Genomic DNA, 20,803 nt, shown 5'->3' on the forward strand with positions numbered 1-20,803 from the left:
TGATTTGGTGATGTGGTGATGTAAGCCTACGCCAAGGCTTCGGAAGGATGAAATGAGAATGCTTGCATTGAGCGAAGTCGAAATGCGGTAATGTGTTGATTTGGTGATGTGTTAATTAAAACTGTAATTTCGATGTCGTAGTTGGCTTCTTCCTATTTGTCATTTTATATACTCATAAATTATATTTTCATCAGAATGCTCTTTATCATATTAGGTGTGCAGCTTATCGGAATTATCTTGTAGTTTTGGCTTGCTAAAAGTTTCTTTAACATATGAAACTTTTAAAACAATAAACTATGAGACTAAAATTAACGCTTTTACTGCTACAACTACTTTTATTTAGCACTGGTTCTTTTTGTCAATCGGAAAAAATCACACCTGAGTCTGAAAAAATCGATTGGTGGTTTATTCGATCCAAAATATTACCCCCAAATTCATATGCTTACAGATATGAAAAAGATATCAAAGTGCAATTATCAGGAGCTTTTACAAAGCTTGATTCCTTATCTATCAGAAAAAATATTAAAGAATTACAGCAATTAATAAGAACAGTCAATATAGAACTCGTTAATTCTTTAGGCAACTTAACTTTAAGGCTTGACAAGACTAAGGATTACACCAAAACACGAGTACATAACTTTTACGGATTAAGAGTTAATGGAAAGATTCGTTCTCAGGAATACATGTTTTCTTTAGATTCATTAATGAATCAGGAAAATCGCAACAAGTATTTTCGCTACTACATTATAAGATCTTTATCAAAAACACGACACAATTCCAGAGAAGAATTGAATATCTCATCCTGTATTTTTCATGAAGATGATCCCAAGCTTTCGAACTTTACTGAACTAGATAAATTTGTAATTAGCAAACTCTATTCTGGTAATTTCTATGATCAATTCAAATCGAACTTCAATGGTTCCATAAAACAATATTACGACTACCGATATGGTGATAAGATCAGATTCGTCACCCAGATTTTAGGTATCATCTTAGGCTTCTGTGTTATTCTTTTGTTATTGAAATATCGTATAATTACGACAGAAGCTAATCAATTAAGTGTGTACATAAAGCAAGGCTTTATAACCATTAATTGTATCATTTTCTTCTATTTAGTTTCACAGAGTTTTGCTCCTTATCAATACATTTCAGGATTTAGATTGCTCAAAATATGGATTGGAACAGAAATAGCACTTTTGATTCTCTTAACTGGTCTTTATTATTTAGAACAAAAAATAGTGAGTTCTAGAGTTTTAAATAAATTACTCCTCCAAGTTTTCTCAACTGCACTATTTGTTTACCTATTTTTTGTCAACTATCATTACATTATAAGTTTAACAAGCACTCATAAAAGTTATTGGAGTTGGGAAATCGAATTAGAACAAATTACAATCTTAATTTTAGTTGTATGCACAAGACTCATATTCAACTTTGTCAACTTTAAGAATATTCAAGAAATTAGGAAGAGAGATATAGAATTATCCCAACTCAAATTATTAAAAAGCAAAGCTGAACTGCAAGCCTTACATTCAAGAATCAATCCTCATTTTTTATACAATTCCTTAAACTCTATTGCTGCACTAGCTCATATCAATCCTTCAAAAACAGAACAAATGGCACTGGCCTTATCCGATTTTTTCAGATATGCCATCAACCACAAAGATCAAGATATGATTGATATTAAGAAAGAAGTTGAAATAACAGAAACATACTTACAAATTGAGAAGGTACGCTTTGGTGATGATTTAGATTACTCAATCGAGATTGACGAGTTGGCAGAAAAATCATTAATTCCACGATTCCTGATCCAACCCTTAATAGAGAATGCAGTGAAACATGGTGTTTCTGTCATTCAGGAAAAGGGCATCATCAAACTAGAAATCTCAAAGAAGGAAGATCATTTATTTGTGAAAGTGTTTGATAATGGTCCTAACTTCCCTGACGTGCCAATTTCTGGTTACGGTTTACAAAGTTTATACGAAAAACTGGAACTCCTATATGGTGAATCAGCTAAGATTTCCTGGGTGAATCAGCCAAATAAAAACATCTGTATCAGACTTCCATTCACTCCTAAATCAGTCTAAAAATGACATCAAAATACACAACACTACTTATAGACGATGAATCACTAGCCCGAGAACGTTTAAAGAAACTACTACTCCCCTATGCTGATAAAATTGAAGTTATTGGTGAAGCTCGTAATGGAAATCAAGCCATTGAAATGATTGAGGATTTAAAACCCGATTTGATTTTTCTGGATATTCAAATGCCAGGTAAATCGGGCTTTGAAGTTCTGCAAGAAATCCACCATCAAGCTATTGTCATTTTTTGTACAGCTCATGATGAATATGCTTTGCAAGCCTTCGAAACTAGCAGTATAGATTATCTTCTGAAACCTGTTAAAGAAGATCGACTGGAAAAAAGCATTGAGAAACTTCATCTACTTAAAACAGAGAATAATCAAAGTGAATTGGAAAATTTTCTTTCACAACAACTTAAGCAAATTTCTAAGAAAGAAATAAGCTCCATCCCTGTAAAGATTGCTGATAGGGTAATTTTTGTAGGCTTAGATGATATTTCACATTTTACAGCCGAAGATAAATATGTCAGCATACACACATCATCAGGTAAAGAATATGTAATTGACCACAGCTTGAATTACCTTTCGGAGAAGTTAGATGAGAAATTTGTAAGAATACAGCGGTCCTGTATTGTGAATGTTTCCTATATCAAGGAAATAAAAAGATATATGGGAGGACGTTTTGTTCTAAAACTAAACAATCAAAAAGCTTCTAAAATAATCAGTGGTCGAAACTACCAAGAACAGATCAAAGATTTAATGCTCTTCTAAACCATATATTCTTCAAGAAAAAGATCCCTGCTTCAACGAAACAGGGATCTTACACTATTATATCTTACTTGTTTCTAATTGAAGAATTTCAAGTCTAGAATTTCTTTCATATCCTTTAATTCAAACAACTTCTCGTGCTCTACTACCTCAGAAACTTGTTCGTGTTCCCAAGTATATTCAGAAGGCACATAAGCACCATAACCGCCAATATTAAGAACTGGTAGAATATCCGATTTCATGGAATTCCCCACCATCAAGAAGTTCTCTGCTTTAATATTTCGTCCTGAAATAATTTGCTGATAAGCTTCATCATTCTTTTCGCTCACAACAATCACATCAGAAAAATATTTTGCCAATCCTGACTTCTTCATCTTTCTATTCTGATCCAAAAGATCACCTTTGGTAATACTAATTAAATCGTGGTTTTGAGATAAATTCTCGAGAACATGCTGCACATGATTCATTGGCAACACAGGTTCGGTTAGCATCTTGGCCCCAAGAGCCAAAATTTTTGCAACCAACTCACCAGGAACTTCTCTAAATGACAAGCTCAATGCTGCCTCTATCATCGAAAGGGTATATGATTTAACGCCATAACCATACAGCTTCAAATTCTTTATTTCGGTAGAATGTAATCGTTCCAACACTGCTTCTTTACACCCATAATCACTTAGTATTTGAGCATATTCATTCTGGGTCTGATAAAAGTAGTTTTCATTACCCCAAAGTGTATCATCTGCATCAAATGCAATTAAATCAATCATCTCTTACGTTCTATTATTCTATATAATTGAATATCTGAAGCGATTATCAAAGAATCTAGATCAAATATTTTTTGCAAAAATAGACCAATTCTCCAATAATAAAAGCATCTCTTGCTGAAGAGATAAAATAAAGAGGTTTTCTAGATAAAGAATTTAACAAATATTCACTTTTAAAATTAAGGAATTTGATCTAGCAAGTGATAAAAAACAATCAAACTTTCTTTTTAATGAGAATATTCTCACTATATTTGTAGTGAGAATATTCTCATTATCATTTTAATTGCCTTATGCCCAGAAGAAGGAGACTAAGAAAAATTGTAGCCCCCCCAGAGTTTAAAGGCTATAAACCATATGGAACAAATAAAGTTGCTGAATCACCAATAGAACTACTTTACGAAGAATATGAAGCGATAAAACTTGCAGACTACGATTTGATGAACCACAAAGAAGCCTCAGAGCTTATGGGAATATCAAGACCTACATTTGCAAGGATATACGAAAGTGCCAGACGAAAAATTGCTCAGGCATTTGTAGAAACAAAAGAAATTGTAACAGTTTTTGGGAACAGCTGGATGGATGATTCCTGGTTTATTTGTGATCAGTGCCACGCACGATTCACAATTCCAAAAACATTGGAACAAGAAATATGTCCTATGTGTACGTCAACAAGAATAGAATTATTGAATAATCAAAAATAGAACTCATGAGTAAAACGGTAATTACATCTTTAGGAAATGAACTAGCATCTCAATTTGACAAACGCTTTGGTAGAGCAGAATGGTTTTGTGTATTCGATAGCGAAACTAAAGAAAGCTCTTTTGTGAAAAATGAGTTTATAGATTCAAACCATGGTGCTGGAACTAAAGCAGCAGAATTAATGTTTGAGCTAAAGGCTGATAAAGTTATTTCGGGAGATTTTGGTCCTAAAGCTAAAGAACTATTAGAAAAATTAAACATACAAATGATCGCTATTCAAGACTCAACAAAAATACAAGATGTTGTTGAGCGCATTAGTATTTAATTATATAAAAAGGAGGTTTTATGCCAAGATTTGACAGAACAGGACCAGGAGGAAAAGGTTCTCAAACTGGAAGAGGACTTGGAAAATGTAATCCTAACCCTCAAGAAACGGATAAACAAATTCCAAGCGAAGACCAACCTCTACCAGCTCCTCTAAATAGAGGATATGGTAGAGGTCAAAAAATGAGACGAAGAAGAGGTTCAAGTTAGAACCCATTCTGTAGAACTAAAATTCACGCATCGTTTGTAAAGAACCGTCATACTTTTAAAGAGATTAGGTTTGGGAAATTCTTCTTTTTACTAGTAACGTTTCACTTAAGAGCTTTGCGTGAAATTTTCCTCTTCGTACATAAAACTATCCATTCATTTTAAACAAACTTAACCCAATAAATAATAAAATGATGAAGAAAAAAATTGCGATTCCAGTAGACAATCAGGATATTTTAGATGCCCATTTCGGACACTGTAGCTTTTTTGCTGTTCTAAATCTTGAAAATGAAATTATTGTTTCTGAAGAAAGACTAGCACCTCCTCCACACGAGCCAGGCCTGCTTCCAAAATGGTTAGCAGAAAAAGGCATTAGTGATATTATTGCAGGTGGAATGGGACAAAAAGCTATTCAGCTTTTCAATCAAAATGGTGTCAATGTTTTTGTTGGTGCACCAAAATTATCAGCAAAAGAATTAATTGAAGCTTATCTTAAAAACAGTCTGACATTTTCAGCAAACTACTGTGATCATTAGTCGGTTAGATCAAAAAAATCAGTAATCGGTGTATCATTATTTACACCGATTACATCTTTAAACTATTCATTCTATGTCCTACAAAATTGCCATCGCAAGCGGAAAAGGTGGTACAGGAAAAACAACGATTTCGGTTAGCCTACACCACTTTATTAAAAAGTATATCACCAAAGACGTTCAACTAGTTGATTGTGATGTGGAAGAGCCCAATGATATTCTATTCTATCCGGAAGCTAAAAAGAAAAAAGCACAAAAAATCACTCAGTTGATTCCTAAGATAGATACAGATAAATGTATCTACTGTAAAAAATGTGCTGATTTCTGTGAATTTAATGCTATCAATATTATTCCTTCAGCACAACTTGCTGAAGTCAATGCAAGCCTATGCCATTCTTGTGGTGCTTGTGTTGTTGCTTGTGAACACCAAGCTATTACAGAAATTGAACATCCCATTGGCAAAATAAATTATTATCAGCAGGATAATCAGATCTCTTTAGTGGAAGGTGTTTTAAAAATAGGTTCACCTATGCAAACCATGGTGATCAAAGAAATAAAAAAGCACGTTAATCCTAAAAACACCATAACCCTTTATGATGCCCCCCCAGGCACATCATGTCCTGTAGTTGAAACCATAAGTGATACGGATTACGTTATTCTAGTTACAGAACCAACACCTTTTGGTTTACACGATTTAAAATTGATGGTTGCTCTATTACAAGAATTACAAAAACCTTTTGGTGTTATTGTAAACAAAGCTGGTTTAGGCAACACCGAGGTATATGATTACTTAAAACAGAATGATATTGAACTATTGGGAGAAATCCCTTTCGACCAAGATTATGCAGCGAAATACGCCAAAGGTGATCTACTGACTCATATTGGCGAAGAGATTTCGGATACATACCATCATATTACCAATGGTTTAAAGAGGAGGATGAACTTATGTTAGAGATTACCGTATTAAGTGGAAAAGGTGGAACTGGGAAAACGAGCATAAGCGCAGCATTGGCAGGATTAGCTACAAATGTGGTCCTTTGCGATAACGATGTAGATGCAGCCGATTTGCATTTGATTTTAGAACCTAATATTAAAGAAACGCATACTTTTTCAAGTGGTTGGAAAGCAAAATTAGATTCTAGCAAATGCAGCATGTGTGGTCTATGTGTAAGCCATTGCCGATTCGATGCCATACACGAAACCAACAATAAACTCTCCATTAATCCCTTTCAGTGCGAAGGATGCCGTTTGTGTGAACGTATCTGTTCTGAACAAGCTATTCAATCCGAACAATACACCAATAACCATTGGTTTGTATCTGATACCCGATTCGGTACTATGGTACATGCTAATATGGGACCTGGAGAAGAAAATTCTGGCAAATTAGTGAGCCAAGTACGTAAAAAAGCAAAAGAGATATCGCTTATCTCTCACAAAGAATATATCATTAATGATGGCCCTCCAGGCATTGGTTGTGCAGCTATATCATCCCTAACAGGAACCGATCTGGCTCTTATAGTGATAGAACCAAGCAAGTCAAGCCTACACGATGCCGATCGTCTGCTCAAACTAATTAAGTCGTTTAAGATTCCAGTATTTGCTGTTATCAACAAGTATGATCTAAACCTTGAGCTGAGTCGAATTATTGAGAATTATTTAAAAGTTAATCAAGTCCCACTACTGACTAAACTACCCTTTGACAAAGCCATGGTTAAGGCCATGATTAACAAACAAACAATTGTAGAATATCAGCCAGAGTCAGAAATTTCCTTGGAGTTAAAAAAGCTTTGGCATAGGATACAGTTAAGTACACACTCAGTCGATTTACATCAAGCTATATGATACAAGATAAAATGCAATTAAGGCCTCGCTATGGTGAAGTCGATCAGATGGGCTACGTCTATCATGCCAACTATGTGAGTTATTGTCATCAGGCAAGAACAGAACTTTTGCGAAAGTTTGATTTGAATGACAAGTTTCTCGAAGACAAGGATATCATGATGCCTGTCATATCTTTCAATATCGATTACAAAAAGCCAGCTCACTACGATGAACTCATCAGTATTACAACTACAGTAAAAGAAATGCCCAAAACCCGTTTCTATTTTGAATTCCTGATTACCAATGAAGAAGGGCACATTCTAAGTAAAGCCAATTCAACAGTTGTTTTTGTAGATAAAAGATCTCGGAATCCTAAAATAATCCCCGATTTCATTGCAAATAAGCTTCAAGCTAGCTTTAAGCCAAACTATAGTCACTCCCTCCTCTAATTGCAAACATCTGTTTTTGAGCACTCTTCCACTTCAGCAAGTATAAAACCCTATCAATACTAGCATACAGAACTGCACATCTGAACATATGTTCATAAACATATTGTACAACATATTACAAATTCCTCATTTCATGCTGTCAAAATCGAATGATATATTACATTTGCACTCCATACATATGGATATCTAGATATATACAACAGAGTAGTACAAAATATAATACCATGACAAAATATTTAATAGTTGGAGGTGTAGCTGGTGGTGCAACAACCGCTGCACGTCTTAGAAGAATAGACGAATCAGCAGAAATCATCATGTTCGAAAGAGGTGAACATATCTCTTATGCAAATTGCGGTTTGCCCTACTATGTAGGTGGTGTAATTACTGAAAGAGAAAAGCTGTTATTGCAAACTCCAGAGAGTTTTAAAGCTCGATTAAATGTTGAAGTTCGTGTTAAAAATGAAGTTATCAGTATTGATACTGATAACAAATCAGTAGAAGTTAGCGACCTATTAAATAAAACGACCTATACAGAAACGTACGATAAACTAATCGTTTCACCTGGTGCTGAGCCTATCAAACCTCCTATTCCAGGCATTAAAGACGATGCCATTTTTACCGTTCGTAATGTAAGAGACACCGATAAGATCAAATCATTTTACGATGAGAAAAAACCTAAGAAAGCGGTAGTCGTAGGTGCGGGATTCATTGGTCTTGAAATGGCAGAAAACCTTCATCATATGGGTATGATGGTTACCATTGTTGAGATGGCTGATCAGGTGATGACACCTCTTGACTATGAGATGGCTGCTGAGGTACATATGCACCTAAAAACCAAAAATGTTGAGTTTTACCTAAAAGATGGTGTATCTGAATTCAATCGCGAAGGTGATAAATTAAATATTCACTTGCAGTCGGGTCGTAAGATCGATGCTGATATGGTGATTCTATCGATTGGTGTACGTCCTGAAACCAGACTGATTAAAGAAGCAGGTATCGAATTGGCTCCAAATGGTGGTATCAAGGTAAACGAATACCTACAAACCAGTAACGAGCACGTTTATGCACTTGGCGATGCCATGGCATTCCCTCATCCAATTACAGGAAAATATACCAATGCTTATCTTGCTGGTCCTGCCAACAAACAAGCACGTATGCTTGCTGATAACTTGGTAAACGGACATACTAAGAAATATAAAGGATCTATTGCAACTGCTATCGCGAAAGTGTTTGATATTACCGTAGCATCAACCGGACTTGCAGAAAAGGTTCTTAAGAAAGAAGGCATCAAGTATATTTCGAATATTACGCATGGTGCATCGAATGCAGGTTACTACCCAGGTGCTATGCCTACTACCATCAAAATCATGTTCGATCCGGAAACGGGAAAACTTTTCGGTGGACAGATTATTGGTTATGTAGGTGTTGATAAGCGTATTGATTTGATCGCAACCGTACTTAAAAATAACGGAAGCATTTACGATCTTCAAGAGATTGAGCATGCCTATGCCCCTCCTTATTCATCTGCCAAAGATCCTGTGAACCAAGCAGGTTTTACTGCTGGTAACATTATCGAAGGTTTGGTCAATATCATTCATTGGGATGAGTTACACCAACTACATGCACCAAACAACTTCATTTTGGATGTGAGAACACCAGATGAATTTGAGCTAGGAAAAATTGAAGGCGCTATAAACATCGAAGTAGATAAAATTCGTGAGCGTCTTGACGAAATTCCTAAGGACAAAAAGATTATCATTTATTGTGGTGTTGGACTACGTGGCTACTTTGCTGCAAGAATTCTAATGCAGAGAGGTTTTAATAATGTTGTAAACCTAAGTGGTGGTTATAAAACTTACGAGCACGCTACCTGCAAACAAAGTAACGAGGATATTTTCGGATCGAGTTATATCGCTAAAGATGGTCACATCTATCGCGGGAAAGATAAAGATGCCGAGGTAAAAGAGATTAAAACTATTGATATTGATGCCTGTGGCTTGCAATGTCCAGGTCCGATTATCAAACTGAAAAAAGAAATTGATAAGCTTGAAGATGGTCAGCGTTTACGTCAAAAAGTAACCGATGCAGGATTTAGTAAGGATGTTGCTTCATGGTGTAATATGACGGGAAATAAGCTTATTTCTTGTGATTCTGAAAAAGGAATTATAACAGCAATTATCGAGAAACAAAAGCAGATTGAAGGCTGTCCTGTGACAAGTATGAATTTACCGAAAAACAAGACCATGGTGGTGTTTTCCGATGAATTGGATCGTGCTTTAGCATCACTCGTTATTGCCAATGGTGCAGCTGCTACAGGCAGCAAAGTAACCCTATTCTTTACCTTCTGGGGACTAAACATCATTAAAAAAACTGACAAACCTAAGGTTCAGAAAGACCTGATGGGCAAAATGTTTAGTAAGATGATGGCCAGCGACGCTGGTGATCTTAAGCTCTCGAAAATGAACATGATGGGTATGGGATCCAAAATGATGAAAAAGAGAATGCTTTCGAAAAAAGTTGACTCTTTGGAAGATTTATTACAAACTGCCATGGAAAATGGCGTTGAGATGATCGCTTGCCAAATGTCTATGGACGTGATGGGTGTTGATGCAGCCGAACTACTTGATGGTGTTCAAATTGGTGGTGTAGCCACTTACCTTGAACAGGCTGAGCAATCAAACGTAAACTTGTTTATCTAAAAAAAACAATAACGCTATAATTCCAAAGATGGACTGCCGAAAGGTGGTCCATTTTTTATTTGAGTTAACTAGCCTTATAAAATATGATAGAAAAAGCATCATTATATCAAGATCTAACAAATAATAAAAAAGCCCCCTCAAATGTCTCACATTTGAGGGGGTTTTGTCATTAAAGATTTCCTGATATCAGAGAATCAATATTCGTAATCTATTTTATAACTTGAATTTTACTTGACATCACTTTACCATCCATTGTTACGCGAACAATATAGAAACCAGTTTTCAACGACTCAATTCGAATTGTGTTATCCACTGTATTTTTATCTTTTTGGGAATACACTTTCTTCCCACTGAGATCGAAAATCTCCAAAGTAAAGTCTTGAGTGGAATTGCCTAGTTGAAGTTTAAATACGCCGCGGCAAGGATTAGGATAAATCGTCATCTCGTTTATCTCTTCCTCAATGGTTTCAATCCCAGTAGGAATTATTTCCACATCTTTTGAGTTGGATTTGAAAGAAGAATCAAACATATACCCAATAATATAAGCACTATAGATTCCAGTTTCCTCTACAGTTATATCATAATTGGCACTTCCTACAGCAGGATTATTATAGGTATTATAAACTTCATCATTTATATATATTTCAAACTTATCGTATTCAACCGGAATCTCTAGTTGCAGATTTAATTTATAATATTTGATAATCTCAAACCCATTAACAATAGGCATTTTATCCTTCACAACGAGCTCTCCTAAATTCGATTTCATTTGATTTTGCCCAATGTAAGCAATCACGTAAGAATTATATTCCCCGGCTTCCTCAATAGTTAATTCATGACTAAAAGAGCCCAAAGCTGGGGTTTGGATGGTTTCGTTCAGCTTGTCATTAATATAAATTTCCATATAGTCGTAAGCAGCCTTAACATCCACATCCAATTTGATGACGTGATCTTTAATCTCTTTAAATTCTGAGACCACAGGAATACTGTTAATGTCAGGAATGTTTACACTCCAAACTCCCCTACCATGAGTGGCAATTACCACCTGGTCACCTACAAGATGCATATCGTAAATAGAAACTGGAGGTAAATTACCACTTAGAACATGCCATGATTCTCCATTGTCAATGGATTCAAACATACCTATTTCGGTTCCGGCCCAAATGGTTTTGGGACTGTGTGGCATTACCAAAAGGCATTGGGTAACCACATCTGGGAAACCATTATTACTTTTTGTATTCGTTCCAAAACCTGAAATGTCTTCCCAGTTTTGTCCCAAATCAGTTGTCCTTATAATTTTAGGTGCTTTACCAGTTGAAAAAAGAAGGTAAGCCGTATTGGGTTCCGTAGGATGAGTAGCAATTCCACTTATATAGGCATTCATGTTTCTTTCAGCATATTCATTCACTTCAGTGTAAGTCTCTCCTTCATCTTGCGAAACATGCATATTGAAACTCCCGCTATTTGATGCTCCCGCCCATACAATTTTTGGATCGCTTAGGGATACTTCCACATTGTGCACACTATAGGCGGTCCCGTTAGACCAATTGCTTTCAATATTTTTCAGCGTCCAGTTAGAACCAAAGTCTGTTGATTTGTAAACGCCTATATTTCCTACAGCGAATACAACATCGGGGTGCATTTTTGAAGCTGAAAGATGAGTGATGAAAGGGCCATCATCTTTAGCTATGCCTTTAACACCCGACCAGGATTGTCCTCCATTTGAGGTTCTGTAGATTGCATTGTAATAAATACTTCCCAATAGCTTTTTAGAATCTGTTCCATGCCACAGGCATTCGAAACCGTCTCCCCCTAAACGGAAGTAATAGTTGGTTTTGGAGGAAGCATTTTCACTTGCTGCCGACTGCCAAGTTCCATTGTCCTGCATGCCACCTATGTATTCGTTGGCTTCTGGGTTTTTAGCTACTCCGTAAAATTGAGTGGTAATGTAGTTGTTAGCCTTTTGGTTAAATGTTACGCCATTATCCTCTGAAACTCCAATCCCTCCGTCATTACCATTGATAACTCTAAAATTACCATCTTCCAATGGGATAATTGTAATATTATGATGGTCAGGGTGCACTCCAGGAATCTTGGTTTTTCCGAAACCAGCACCCTGATCGTAATTGTTACCTCCTCCATATTCACCATAGGCATCTGCAACACTTGTTGTTGTGCCTCCAAAAACTTCAAGGGTACCGTGTTCCACAACAATTTTGGAAGTCGGTAAATTTTCATCATCCCACGTGGCTCCTGAGGTTAATGTAGGCCAAATCATATACATGGCTTTATGTATGTGCCCTCCTGAAACAGCAATGCCTGCATCAGCTGCATCAGAATTGTACTCCACGGCATTAACATAGATGTATTCTCTCCCCAAATCACCATAATCATCACTTGTACGAGTATACAGGTTGAAAGCTCCATCTTTTTCCTGATCTCGGAATGAAACCATCAACTGCCTGTTGTTTTTTGTATCCCAAACCTGGAAAGGTACCTCAACATAGTCTACGTAAGTATAATCTGACGCGGCAACACCAGAAGTCGCTTTATCCGGTACGGTAAATCGGTGGGCTTTTTGGGAAAGACCTTTTCCAAAAAGAATTTCCACTGATGTCCAGTCGGTAGCAACCAGTCCTGTTCCTTTAGCTGTGCTTAAACCTCCACCTAAATGGCTGCCTCCGAAACCGATGAAAGAAAGAAAATCAGTGTTTTCGGTATATGCATCCTTCACAGCCTCTTTTTCTGTAGCTGTCTCATTGAAAGCAATTTTCCACATATTTACACCCGCTACAAATACTTCATTTTCGTTGAAAGGATGTGCTGTAATTGCATTATCATAGCCTCCCTGTCCTCCAAGAAAATTCTCGTTGTCTGCATTATCGTCTCCATCCTCATAGAGATGCCAATCTGTGGCACTGTTTTTTGAAATGCAAACGTAGGATTCTTTGTCCGAAACATTTATGCTTGCAAAAACGACATCTTTGTTTACGGGAGATACTGCAATTTCGTATCTACCACCTGCGGCCAAGCCATTAGATGCTAGTTTCCAAGTATTTCCTCCATCAAGCGTGCGGAGAACTCCTTTCGAGTTTTCCCCTGCATATATGATATTTTCTTCATCGGGATATGCTGCCAAAACTTCAACCCCATTGATCTTAGGATCACTTTCATAAACCTGTGCCCAGACTGTACCACCATCTGTAGTTTTGAAAATGCCGTATTCTGTGGCGGCAATAACAATGTCTGCATTAATTGGGTTCACCCAAAGGCGGTTTACGGAACTAAATTTATCATCAGTAGCAGTACTCGCCATTTGGATCCAACTATCGCCATGATCCTCCGATTTCCAGATACCGTTTCCAATCATATGGGTACCGCCAGGAAAGCTCTCTCCGGTTCCAGCATAAAGGATATTATGGTCGGATGGAGCCATCTTTAGGGCATTTACAGACAAGTTAGTAAGGTCGCTGGAAAGATTGATCCAGCTTTCTGCTCCATCAGTCGTTTTCCAGATTCCTCCACTGGCACTTCCTGTGAACCAAGTGTTCTTGTCGCTTACATCAGGATCAACAACAATGGCACGGGTACGCCCCCCAACGTTGGCAGGACCGCGCTGAACGAAATCCAGGCTTGCTTTGGTGCTTTTTAATCTTGGGCCATTTTCACGGGCCTTTTGTAGCTCCAATGTTTTGTAGTTCATTTTATAAGCAGATTCGCTTTCTCCAATTCTGGTTGTGATGTCTTTAAAGTACTTGCTGTACATATCTGGCTTGTTGGCTTTGCTGTAGCCCACTTTTCTTTTAGCCTTTTTTTCTTGATATTGCTTTTGCCAGAATTCTTCAGGTGTGAAATTATCACTGGAGAATTCCTTTTCAGTAGGTCGGATGTAATTACTGATAATAATCGCTGATAGACCCAGCAATCCCACAGTAAGCAAGAGATAAAATTTCTTCATAAACCCTAAGAGTTAGTTGATTGGTTAGTTAGTTGGTTAAAAATCTTTAGTTTGTATTGTTTGGGGTAGTTTTTTCTTTGATTGGAGGTCGAAAATGTAAGTCCATTTCCCTGTATCATTCGGATTTGTAATGTATCCTTTCTGTCTTGTTATCAACAATTGAGTATTATTATACCAGGATATTTTAGCATTGGCTATTTTGTCCTCAAAAATAATTTCTCCCTTTTGTATATCGTATACAAAGAACTCGATAAGTTGATTGGGGTTGAGTCTAGGTTCAGAAATTATTTTTTCACACAATGCATAATTCTCATCTGAATTTAATTCAAAGTCAACTTTATCTCCAAATTTTTGCTGAGCGATTTGTTGGTAGGTCTTCTTTGATTTCAAAATTTCATGCTGACTTAATTTATTAGTTGGTACACAACCAAAAAAGAGGCCTAAAATGAATAACTGAACCAGAATATTTTTAATGGACTTAGAATACTGCTTGATCATGGGTTATATTTCTTAATATTTATATGACACTTGCAAAACCTGACTATCATACAGATTTAAAGCCAATAAATATATTAACTTTTAATGACAACTAAAATTTATTTTTGTTAAACAAATCAAGTGACTATACATTACCTACTAGTTAAAAAATGGCATTTTTTTCCATAAGATAGTATAATATCCAGAGAGAAAATCGAACCCATTAAGAAGATTAAACATTTGAACATTAAATTAAGTACGCGTTTTTTTATAATGAACTTTTCTTTCTTCTAAATAGTTTAAGACATAGTCAAAGCACCTTTCGTGCTTACCTAGCAGTTCAGGTGGAAAAACCCCTTTTTCGGTAAACAAGCCTTCTAGATATAGATTGGCAGCGGCTGTTGCCGTATAACCTGTAGTGCGTGCCATAGATGATGTAAGGGTATCCTTGCAATATTCGTCATGCAAACTATATATAATCTCTTCTTTTTCGCCCTTGGCATTTTCCCCTTTTAACGTCACTCTCATTACCGTTAATTCTTCTTCAAATTCGCCCAGTTTCCATTCATCGATAAGAATTTTACTGGTAAAATCTAAAGGAGAAATCTGGTTTCCATTAACTTCAATCTTTACCTCGCTAAAAAAACCACTTTCTTTCAAGACTTTCACATACTCAACATGCCCTGGGTAACGCAAAGTCTTTTCTTTCATATTCGGAATATGAGGCATAGTGTAAATGATTGATCTCAATCCATCGGTATTAAAGGATTCCAAGGTCCCTACCTTATCAAACACGACATACTCACAATCCGTTAATGGTTCACGTACAACAAGCTCTCCATGTTCCACATATCTGGCAGGACGGGTATATTCCTCAATCACATCAATTGGTGAGAAAGGGGCCTTATAGCAAAAAGGCCATTTTTTTTCTTTAGGTAAGCCTCCAACTAAACAGACAAAGTCGCTTAGCTTCATTTTCTCGTTGTAGCGACCTAAAATCAGGTTCCCCATTCCGGGAGCTACACCACAATCAACAATCACCGTTACATTTTTCTCTTTAGCTAGCCTATCTAATTCTAATGCATTTTCAGGTAAAAATGAAATATCGACTACATTCACACCTGCCTCTATAATGGCTATTAAGGTGTTAAATCCTAGAAATCCAGGCACGGCACATATCACCAAATCGAATGGTTTTATGGTATTTTGTAGCTCTTCTTTATCACATACATCCAGCTCCTTAATTATCAAGTCGCTATTTTTGCTTTTGGTACGATTCAATACGGACTGATTTATATCGGTAAGTGTAACCTTATGAGTTTTTGCCATATCTATTGCCATAGCACTACCCACCATACCTGCACCCAATACAATTACATTGCTCATAGAAAATGACATTTAGGATTTAAGAATAGGATCAAAAATAGCACAAGCTATTTGCTAATCAAGTTCTTACAAAGATCTTAAATATCAAGAAAGTAAAAAAAAATATTTTTTAATAAACTAAGTTATTGATTAATGGTAACACCAGTCCTTAAAGATTCTGCTGCAAAATATCAAAGAATATTAATGCAAGCTTTAGTCTTTAATCTCTACTTTGAATGTGAAATACTTTTGTGCGGTATAGCTAAACAATATCACAATAAGGGTGGTTGCCATTTTCGATGGCGTTGGGTACCAGCCAAAGTATTCCACAAAGAGTTTTAGGAAAATGTAGTTCAGAAGAACGCTCCCCATTACACTTAATCCATATCTAAAGAACTGAATGCGCTTACGTAGAAATGAACCTGGAAAGCTGATGTATTTAGCGAGTATAAATCCAATAGGAAATGTTACAATAAATGACATGATAAAAGCAGCGATATGGGGTGATATGGCAATAAATCCAAAATCAACAAGCTCTTTATTCAGGATGAAATTGTAGAATATAAAGAATAGGAAAATATCCAAGGCTGTATTTGCCCCCCCAGTTGCCGCATACTTAAATGTTTGCTCTGGCATAAACCGCTTGAAAGGTGGGTAAAACCACAGAATAAGCTTCTCAATAAATCTTATAAGTGCGTAAAATAACTTCATTTCTATAATTTGGAAGACAAATATACAAAAGAATAAACACTGTTATTGCCCGTTTCATGGTCTTTTCCTCTTTGTTTCACATCATTTCATAGACTTTTTGCCTTTAAAATAAACTAAGACTCACAATATTTATACTTTTGCCCATTATCAAGCCTATGGACAAAAATTCACAAAACGTTTACGAACTAGAGAATTCCAAGATTACATCCTTGTTGTGGAAGTATTTTCTTCCTGCATTTACTGGAGTAATAATTAACTCATTATATAATGTTGTCGATCGTATATTTATAGGTCAAGGAGTTGGAGCAGAAGCACTCTCAGGCATAAGTGCTGTTTATCCGATTATGCTTATTCTTATGGCTTTTGGCATGTTGATAGGCATAGGTGCTGGCGTTCGTATTTCGATTAACATGGGGATGAAAAATTTTCCCCGTGCAGAAAAGGTACTTGGCAATTCATTTATTCTAATGCTAATCGTTTCGGCAATTATTAGCATTATTGGGTTTAGCATTAAAGATCCACTGCTTCGTTTATTTGGTGTAGAGAACGATACAATGGCATTTGCCAATGAATATCTGAACATTATTCTCTTGGGAGCTGTTTTTAGTGTGGTTGGTTTTTCCATGAACAACCTGATTCGTTCCGAGGGCAATGCTAAAATAGCCATGTATTCCATGCTGATTAGTGCAGGTACAAATATTGTACTCGATCCTATTTTAATCTTCTGGTTTGACATGGGTGTTGCTGGTGCTGCTTGGGCAACCATTATATCTCAATTCATCCTATGTGTATGGGTAATCCGTCATTTCATAAGTTCATCTTCGGTAATCAAACTACGTAAGGAAAACTTTAAATTAAACGGGCAAATCATTCTCTATATAATCACGATTGGATTTGCTCCATTTTCCATGCAGATTGCGGGTAGTTTTGTACAGGGCTTATACAACATACAACTGATAAAATTCAGTAGCGATATAGCCATAGCTGCCATGGGTATCATCAATTCGGTTGCCATGCTAATCGTCATGACGATTGTTGCGATTAATATGGCAGCACAGCCTATCTATGGCTTCAATTATGGCGCAAATAATTACAAGCGGGTAAAAGACACCCTTATCATTTGCATGAAAGCCGCAACAGGAATTGCTATTGTGGGATGGCTTATAGTCCAACTCTTTCCCGAAATGATCATACTTACCTTTAATAGTTCGAACGAGGAATTATTGAAAGTGGGAACACAAGGTCTTAGAACGTTTCTAATTGCACTTCCCATTATTGGGTTTCAGGTAATTGTTGGGAATTATTTCCAATCGATAGGTAAAGCTGGCACCTCAATCCTACTTACCCTCATGCGACAAGTCATATTATTAATCCCGATATTATTTATCCTACCCAACTACCTGGGATTAAAAGGTGTTTGGTTTGCCAGCCCAATTGCTGATGTAGGATCTGCTCTTATTGCTGGCTATTTTATTATTCGGGAACTGAAAAACTTGAATGGGAAAATCCAATAGATCAATAGAATTAATTATAAAGACTTCCCATTCCAAGCAGATTTACTTCTTACGCCATATGCTCATTTGAGCGATGGTATGTTGATATTTACGAGCTGTTTCACGAATAACGAATGGCAAATCTTTAGGTTCTTCAACAAGCTCGAAATGCTCAGACAATTGCTCTTTCAATCCATCAAATGTTGTGTAAGGCTCACCATCTTTTCGATAGCCTCCTACCCAATTCTTAAGGTCGGTAAATTCTTCGAGCCAAGTATATGGCGATGTCAAAACAAGCAAACCACCCACATTAATTCTATTATGAACGTCTTTTAAAAACTTAATAGGATCGTATAAACGATCAATCAGATTACTGGCAATTAGCAAGTCGAATCCTTTAAAGAAAGGCTTTAAGTTACAAGCATCCCCTTGGAAAAAATCGACCTTATCACTATACGCATCCAGTCCATAGTCCGACAACTTTATCTCCTGATAAGTATCTAGTTTACCTTCTTCAATTCGACTATAATTTAGTTTACCACTTTCCTTTAGCTGAGTACCAATTCGGATAAAACGAGCGGAAAAATCCAAACCTGTAACCTTATCGAAATATCTAGCCAGCTCAAAACTGGTTCGTCCCGTTGCACAACCCAAATCCAATGCCGCTCCCTTATTAATTGATTTAAGGTGCTCCTGCAATAAATTAAGACAAGCTTTAGAATAATTTTCTACACCAAAATAGGTCTGTCCATACTGAAACTCGCAATATTGAGCCACCAGTTCATCACTCTCATAACAATCGTCCTCAATTGCCACCTCATCTTCTGACTCGATATAGCGAAAACCTGCATGCTGAAAGAAGTGACGACGGAAAGCATAACGCGAATCCTTTATGGCCAAATTACCTGTTGATATCCAAGAACCACCTTTAATCAAGTTATGTCTGGCATCGAATGTCGGCGTAGAAAAATCATCGTAAAAAGGGTGAATCTCAAAACCATCTAAGGCTGAAATAGGCATTTCGGTCCATTGCCACACATTACCAATCACATCGTAAAAGCCATTGAATTCGAACTCATCAACCGGACAAGATGAAGCGTAATGCTCCAAATTTATATTCCCTGGAGCTTTTTCCCAATAGGGCTGATCGGCTATATCAAGCGAATTGCGCAACAAGTAATATTCCCCCTCGGTAGGCATTCTTAATTTCTTTCCAGTTTTGGCTGATTTCCAATTGCAAAAGGCCTTCGCTTCAAGATAATTCACTTCAGCTGGCCAATTCCATGGCAGATCAATCTCCTGTAACATGCAGCGCAATTTCCAATCCTCTCCTTTTTTTATCCAAAAGATTGGATACTCACAATTTTTAAACTGCACCCAGTCCCACCCCTCTTCAGTCCACCATTCCTGACATTTATAGCCATCAGCTTCTACAAAAGCTATGAATTCCTGATTGGACACCAAATATTTCGAAGCCGAAAAGGCTTTAATCTCTGTACTTAGTTGACCAAATTCATTGTCCCAACCATATAAAGCATCTTCCTTAGTTTTCCCAAGATCCACTTGACCCGATTTAACTTTCAAAAGGTCATTAGTAGGCGCAACACTTGAATCTTCACAAATCATAAAAAGTGGATTTGCTTGCACCTGATCTATTGGCAACTGACGAATCAATACCGATGAGGTTTCTATATGGATTCTTTGATGCTCGATACCCATTATAATCACCCAAAATGGATTCTCCCAATTAATAGGCATACTCAAAGGAAGCTCAGCAATCAAGTTCACCAACATGGCTTTCGCCTGTTCTCTATATTCACGAACTTCATTTATACTTGGCCAATCGTAATGCTTCTCATTCAAATCATCCCAAGACATTTCGTCTACTCCAACAGCAAATATCGATTCAAATTTGGGATTAATCCTGTCGGTAATCAGACCTGCTAATAACAACTTGTTTATAAAAAAAGTGGCTGTATGCCCTATATAAAAAATAAGTGGATGGCGGAGAGGATCGGCACGCATATAAAATGCCTCCTCATTTTTCAATGAATCATATAACCTGTCATCAAGCTCCCAACTAGTCAAAAAATATTGTAATATCTCTTCCCTTTTGGCTTCAGGCTTACCTTCATTTAAAATTGGTGTTTTGGTCACAAGTATGTTTTTATATGACTCCATATCAATTGTTCGCTGCATCATATTGGCTATTATTTCACTTTTTTATTAACGTAATGAAGTTAATAATTTTATTGCAAGTCAGCTATCACGATATTTAATTTATGAAGGCTAATAAAAGCTTGATCTGCTCTTGTAAAATACGAAAAATGCAAGCACCCAAACTAACAATTTGAAATAGTAGGTTTATTAGTATGCGTTCTTTTCACTAAGTTTGATTGCGATTTACAGCAATATACTTAAAAAAACCAGCCCTCGAAACAAAGTGTTTTAATAC

17 protein-coding genes are annotated in these 20,803 nt (G+C 36.6%); 11 read left to right on the forward strand and 6 right to left on the reverse strand.

Annotation, left to right across the window (positions count from 1 at the left end):
* The first annotated feature begins 296 nt into the window (after positions 1–296).
* Positions 297–2,084, forward strand: a complete 1,788-nt coding sequence (locus ACXR6G_RS00945; RefSeq protein ID WP_458359522.1) for a sensor histidine kinase — start codon at positions 297–299, stop codon at positions 2,082–2,084.
* 2 nt (positions 2,085–2,086) lie between these two features.
* Positions 2,087–2,851, forward strand: coding sequence for a LytR/AlgR family response regulator transcription factor (locus tag ACXR6G_RS00950; protein WP_458359523.1), 765 nt, complete (start codon positions 2,087–2,089; stop codon positions 2,849–2,851).
* 74 nt (positions 2,852–2,925) lie between these two features.
* On the opposite strand, the gene ACXR6G_RS00955 is transcribed toward ACXR6G_RS00950, so the two are convergent.
* On the reverse strand, positions 2,926–3,615 hold the full coding sequence (locus ACXR6G_RS00955; RefSeq protein WP_458359524.1) for an HAD family hydrolase: 690 nt from the start codon (positions 3,613–3,615) through the stop codon (positions 2,926–2,928).
* A 287-nt stretch (positions 3,616–3,902) separates the two neighbouring features.
* Here ACXR6G_RS00955 and ACXR6G_RS00960 point away from each other — a divergent pair, with 287 nt between their 5' ends.
* From ACXR6G_RS00960 to ACXR6G_RS00995, 8 genes are all read left to right on the forward strand, one after another.
* Complete coding sequence (locus ACXR6G_RS00960) at positions 3,903–4,313, forward strand: DUF134 domain-containing protein (RefSeq protein ID WP_458359525.1); 411 nt, start codon at positions 3,903–3,905, stop codon at positions 4,311–4,313.
* Positions 4,314–4,318: 5 nt separating this feature from the next.
* The gene (locus tag ACXR6G_RS00965; protein ID WP_458359526.1) at positions 4,319–4,636 is read left to right on the forward strand and encodes a NifB/NifX family molybdenum-iron cluster-binding protein; all 318 of its coding nucleotides are present in this window, start codon (positions 4,319–4,321) and stop codon (positions 4,634–4,636) included.
* A gap of 20 nt (positions 4,637–4,656) precedes the next feature.
* Positions 4,657–4,845, forward strand: coding sequence for a DUF5320 domain-containing protein (locus ACXR6G_RS00970; protein ID WP_458359527.1), 189 nt, complete (start codon positions 4,657–4,659; stop codon positions 4,843–4,845).
* A 188-nt stretch (positions 4,846–5,033) separates the two neighbouring features.
* Positions 5,034–5,378 carry a NifB/NifX family molybdenum-iron cluster-binding protein gene (locus tag ACXR6G_RS00975; RefSeq protein ID WP_458359528.1) on the forward strand — a complete coding sequence of 115 codons (345 nt, stop codon included), beginning with the start codon at positions 5,034–5,036 and terminating at the stop codon, positions 5,376–5,378.
* Positions 5,379–5,451: 73 nt separating this feature from the next.
* Positions 5,452–6,327: an ATP-binding protein gene (locus tag ACXR6G_RS00980; RefSeq protein ID WP_458359529.1), complete on the forward strand. Its 876-nt coding sequence runs from the start codon at positions 5,452–5,454 to the stop codon at positions 6,325–6,327.
* Complete coding sequence (locus ACXR6G_RS00985; RefSeq protein ID WP_458359530.1) at positions 6,321–7,217, forward strand: nucleotide-binding protein; 897 nt, start codon at positions 6,321–6,323, stop codon at positions 7,215–7,217. The genes ACXR6G_RS00980 and ACXR6G_RS00985 overlap by 7 nt, the downstream gene beginning before the upstream one ends.
* Positions 7,214–7,645, forward strand: coding sequence for an acyl-CoA thioesterase (locus ACXR6G_RS00990; protein WP_458359531.1), 432 nt, complete (start codon positions 7,214–7,216; stop codon positions 7,643–7,645). The genes ACXR6G_RS00985 and ACXR6G_RS00990 overlap by 4 nt, the downstream gene beginning before the upstream one ends.
* 224 nt (positions 7,646–7,869) lie before the next feature.
* Positions 7,870–10,344 carry an FAD-dependent oxidoreductase gene (locus tag ACXR6G_RS00995; RefSeq protein WP_458359532.1) on the forward strand — a complete coding sequence of 825 codons (2,475 nt, stop codon included), beginning with the start codon at positions 7,870–7,872 and terminating at the stop codon, positions 10,342–10,344.
* Positions 10,345–10,552: 208 nt separating this feature from the next.
* On the opposite strand, the gene ACXR6G_RS01000 is transcribed toward ACXR6G_RS00995, so the two are convergent.
* The 4 genes from ACXR6G_RS01000 to ACXR6G_RS01015 form a co-directional block, all read right to left on the reverse strand.
* On the reverse strand, positions 10,553–14,302 hold the full coding sequence (locus tag ACXR6G_RS01000) for a T9SS type A sorting domain-containing protein (protein WP_458359533.1): 3,750 nt from the start codon (positions 14,300–14,302) through the stop codon (positions 10,553–10,555).
* Between the two features lie 36 nt (positions 14,303–14,338).
* Positions 14,339–14,800, reverse strand: coding sequence for a hypothetical protein (locus tag ACXR6G_RS01005; protein WP_458359534.1), 462 nt, complete (start codon positions 14,798–14,800; stop codon positions 14,339–14,341).
* Positions 14,801–15,031: 231 nt separating this feature from the next.
* Positions 15,032–16,165 (reverse strand): saccharopine dehydrogenase C-terminal domain-containing protein, encoded by a 1,134-nt coding sequence (locus ACXR6G_RS01010; RefSeq protein WP_458359535.1) that lies wholly within the window; start codon positions 16,163–16,165, stop codon positions 15,032–15,034.
* A 192-nt stretch (positions 16,166–16,357) separates the two neighbouring features.
* Entirely contained in the window at positions 16,358–16,855 is a 498-nt protein-coding gene (locus ACXR6G_RS01015) for a GtrA family protein (RefSeq protein ID WP_458359536.1), read from the reverse strand.
* A gap of 155 nt (positions 16,856–17,010) precedes the next feature.
* Here ACXR6G_RS01015 and ACXR6G_RS01020 point away from each other — a divergent pair, with 155 nt between their 5' ends.
* On the forward strand, positions 17,011–18,369 hold the full coding sequence (locus ACXR6G_RS01020) for an MATE family efflux transporter (RefSeq protein ID WP_458359537.1): 1,359 nt from the start codon (positions 17,011–17,013) through the stop codon (positions 18,367–18,369).
* A 42-nt stretch (positions 18,370–18,411) separates the two neighbouring features.
* Here ACXR6G_RS01020 and ovoA read toward each other — a convergent pair whose 3' ends face one another.
* Complete coding sequence (gene ovoA / locus ACXR6G_RS01025; RefSeq protein WP_458359538.1) at positions 18,412–20,550, reverse strand: 5-histidylcysteine sulfoxide synthase; 2,139 nt, start codon at positions 20,548–20,550, stop codon at positions 18,412–18,414.
* Positions 20,551–20,803 lie beyond the last annotated feature (253 nt).

It is taken from the genome of Ancylomarina sp. YFZ004 (assembly GCF_054254355.1).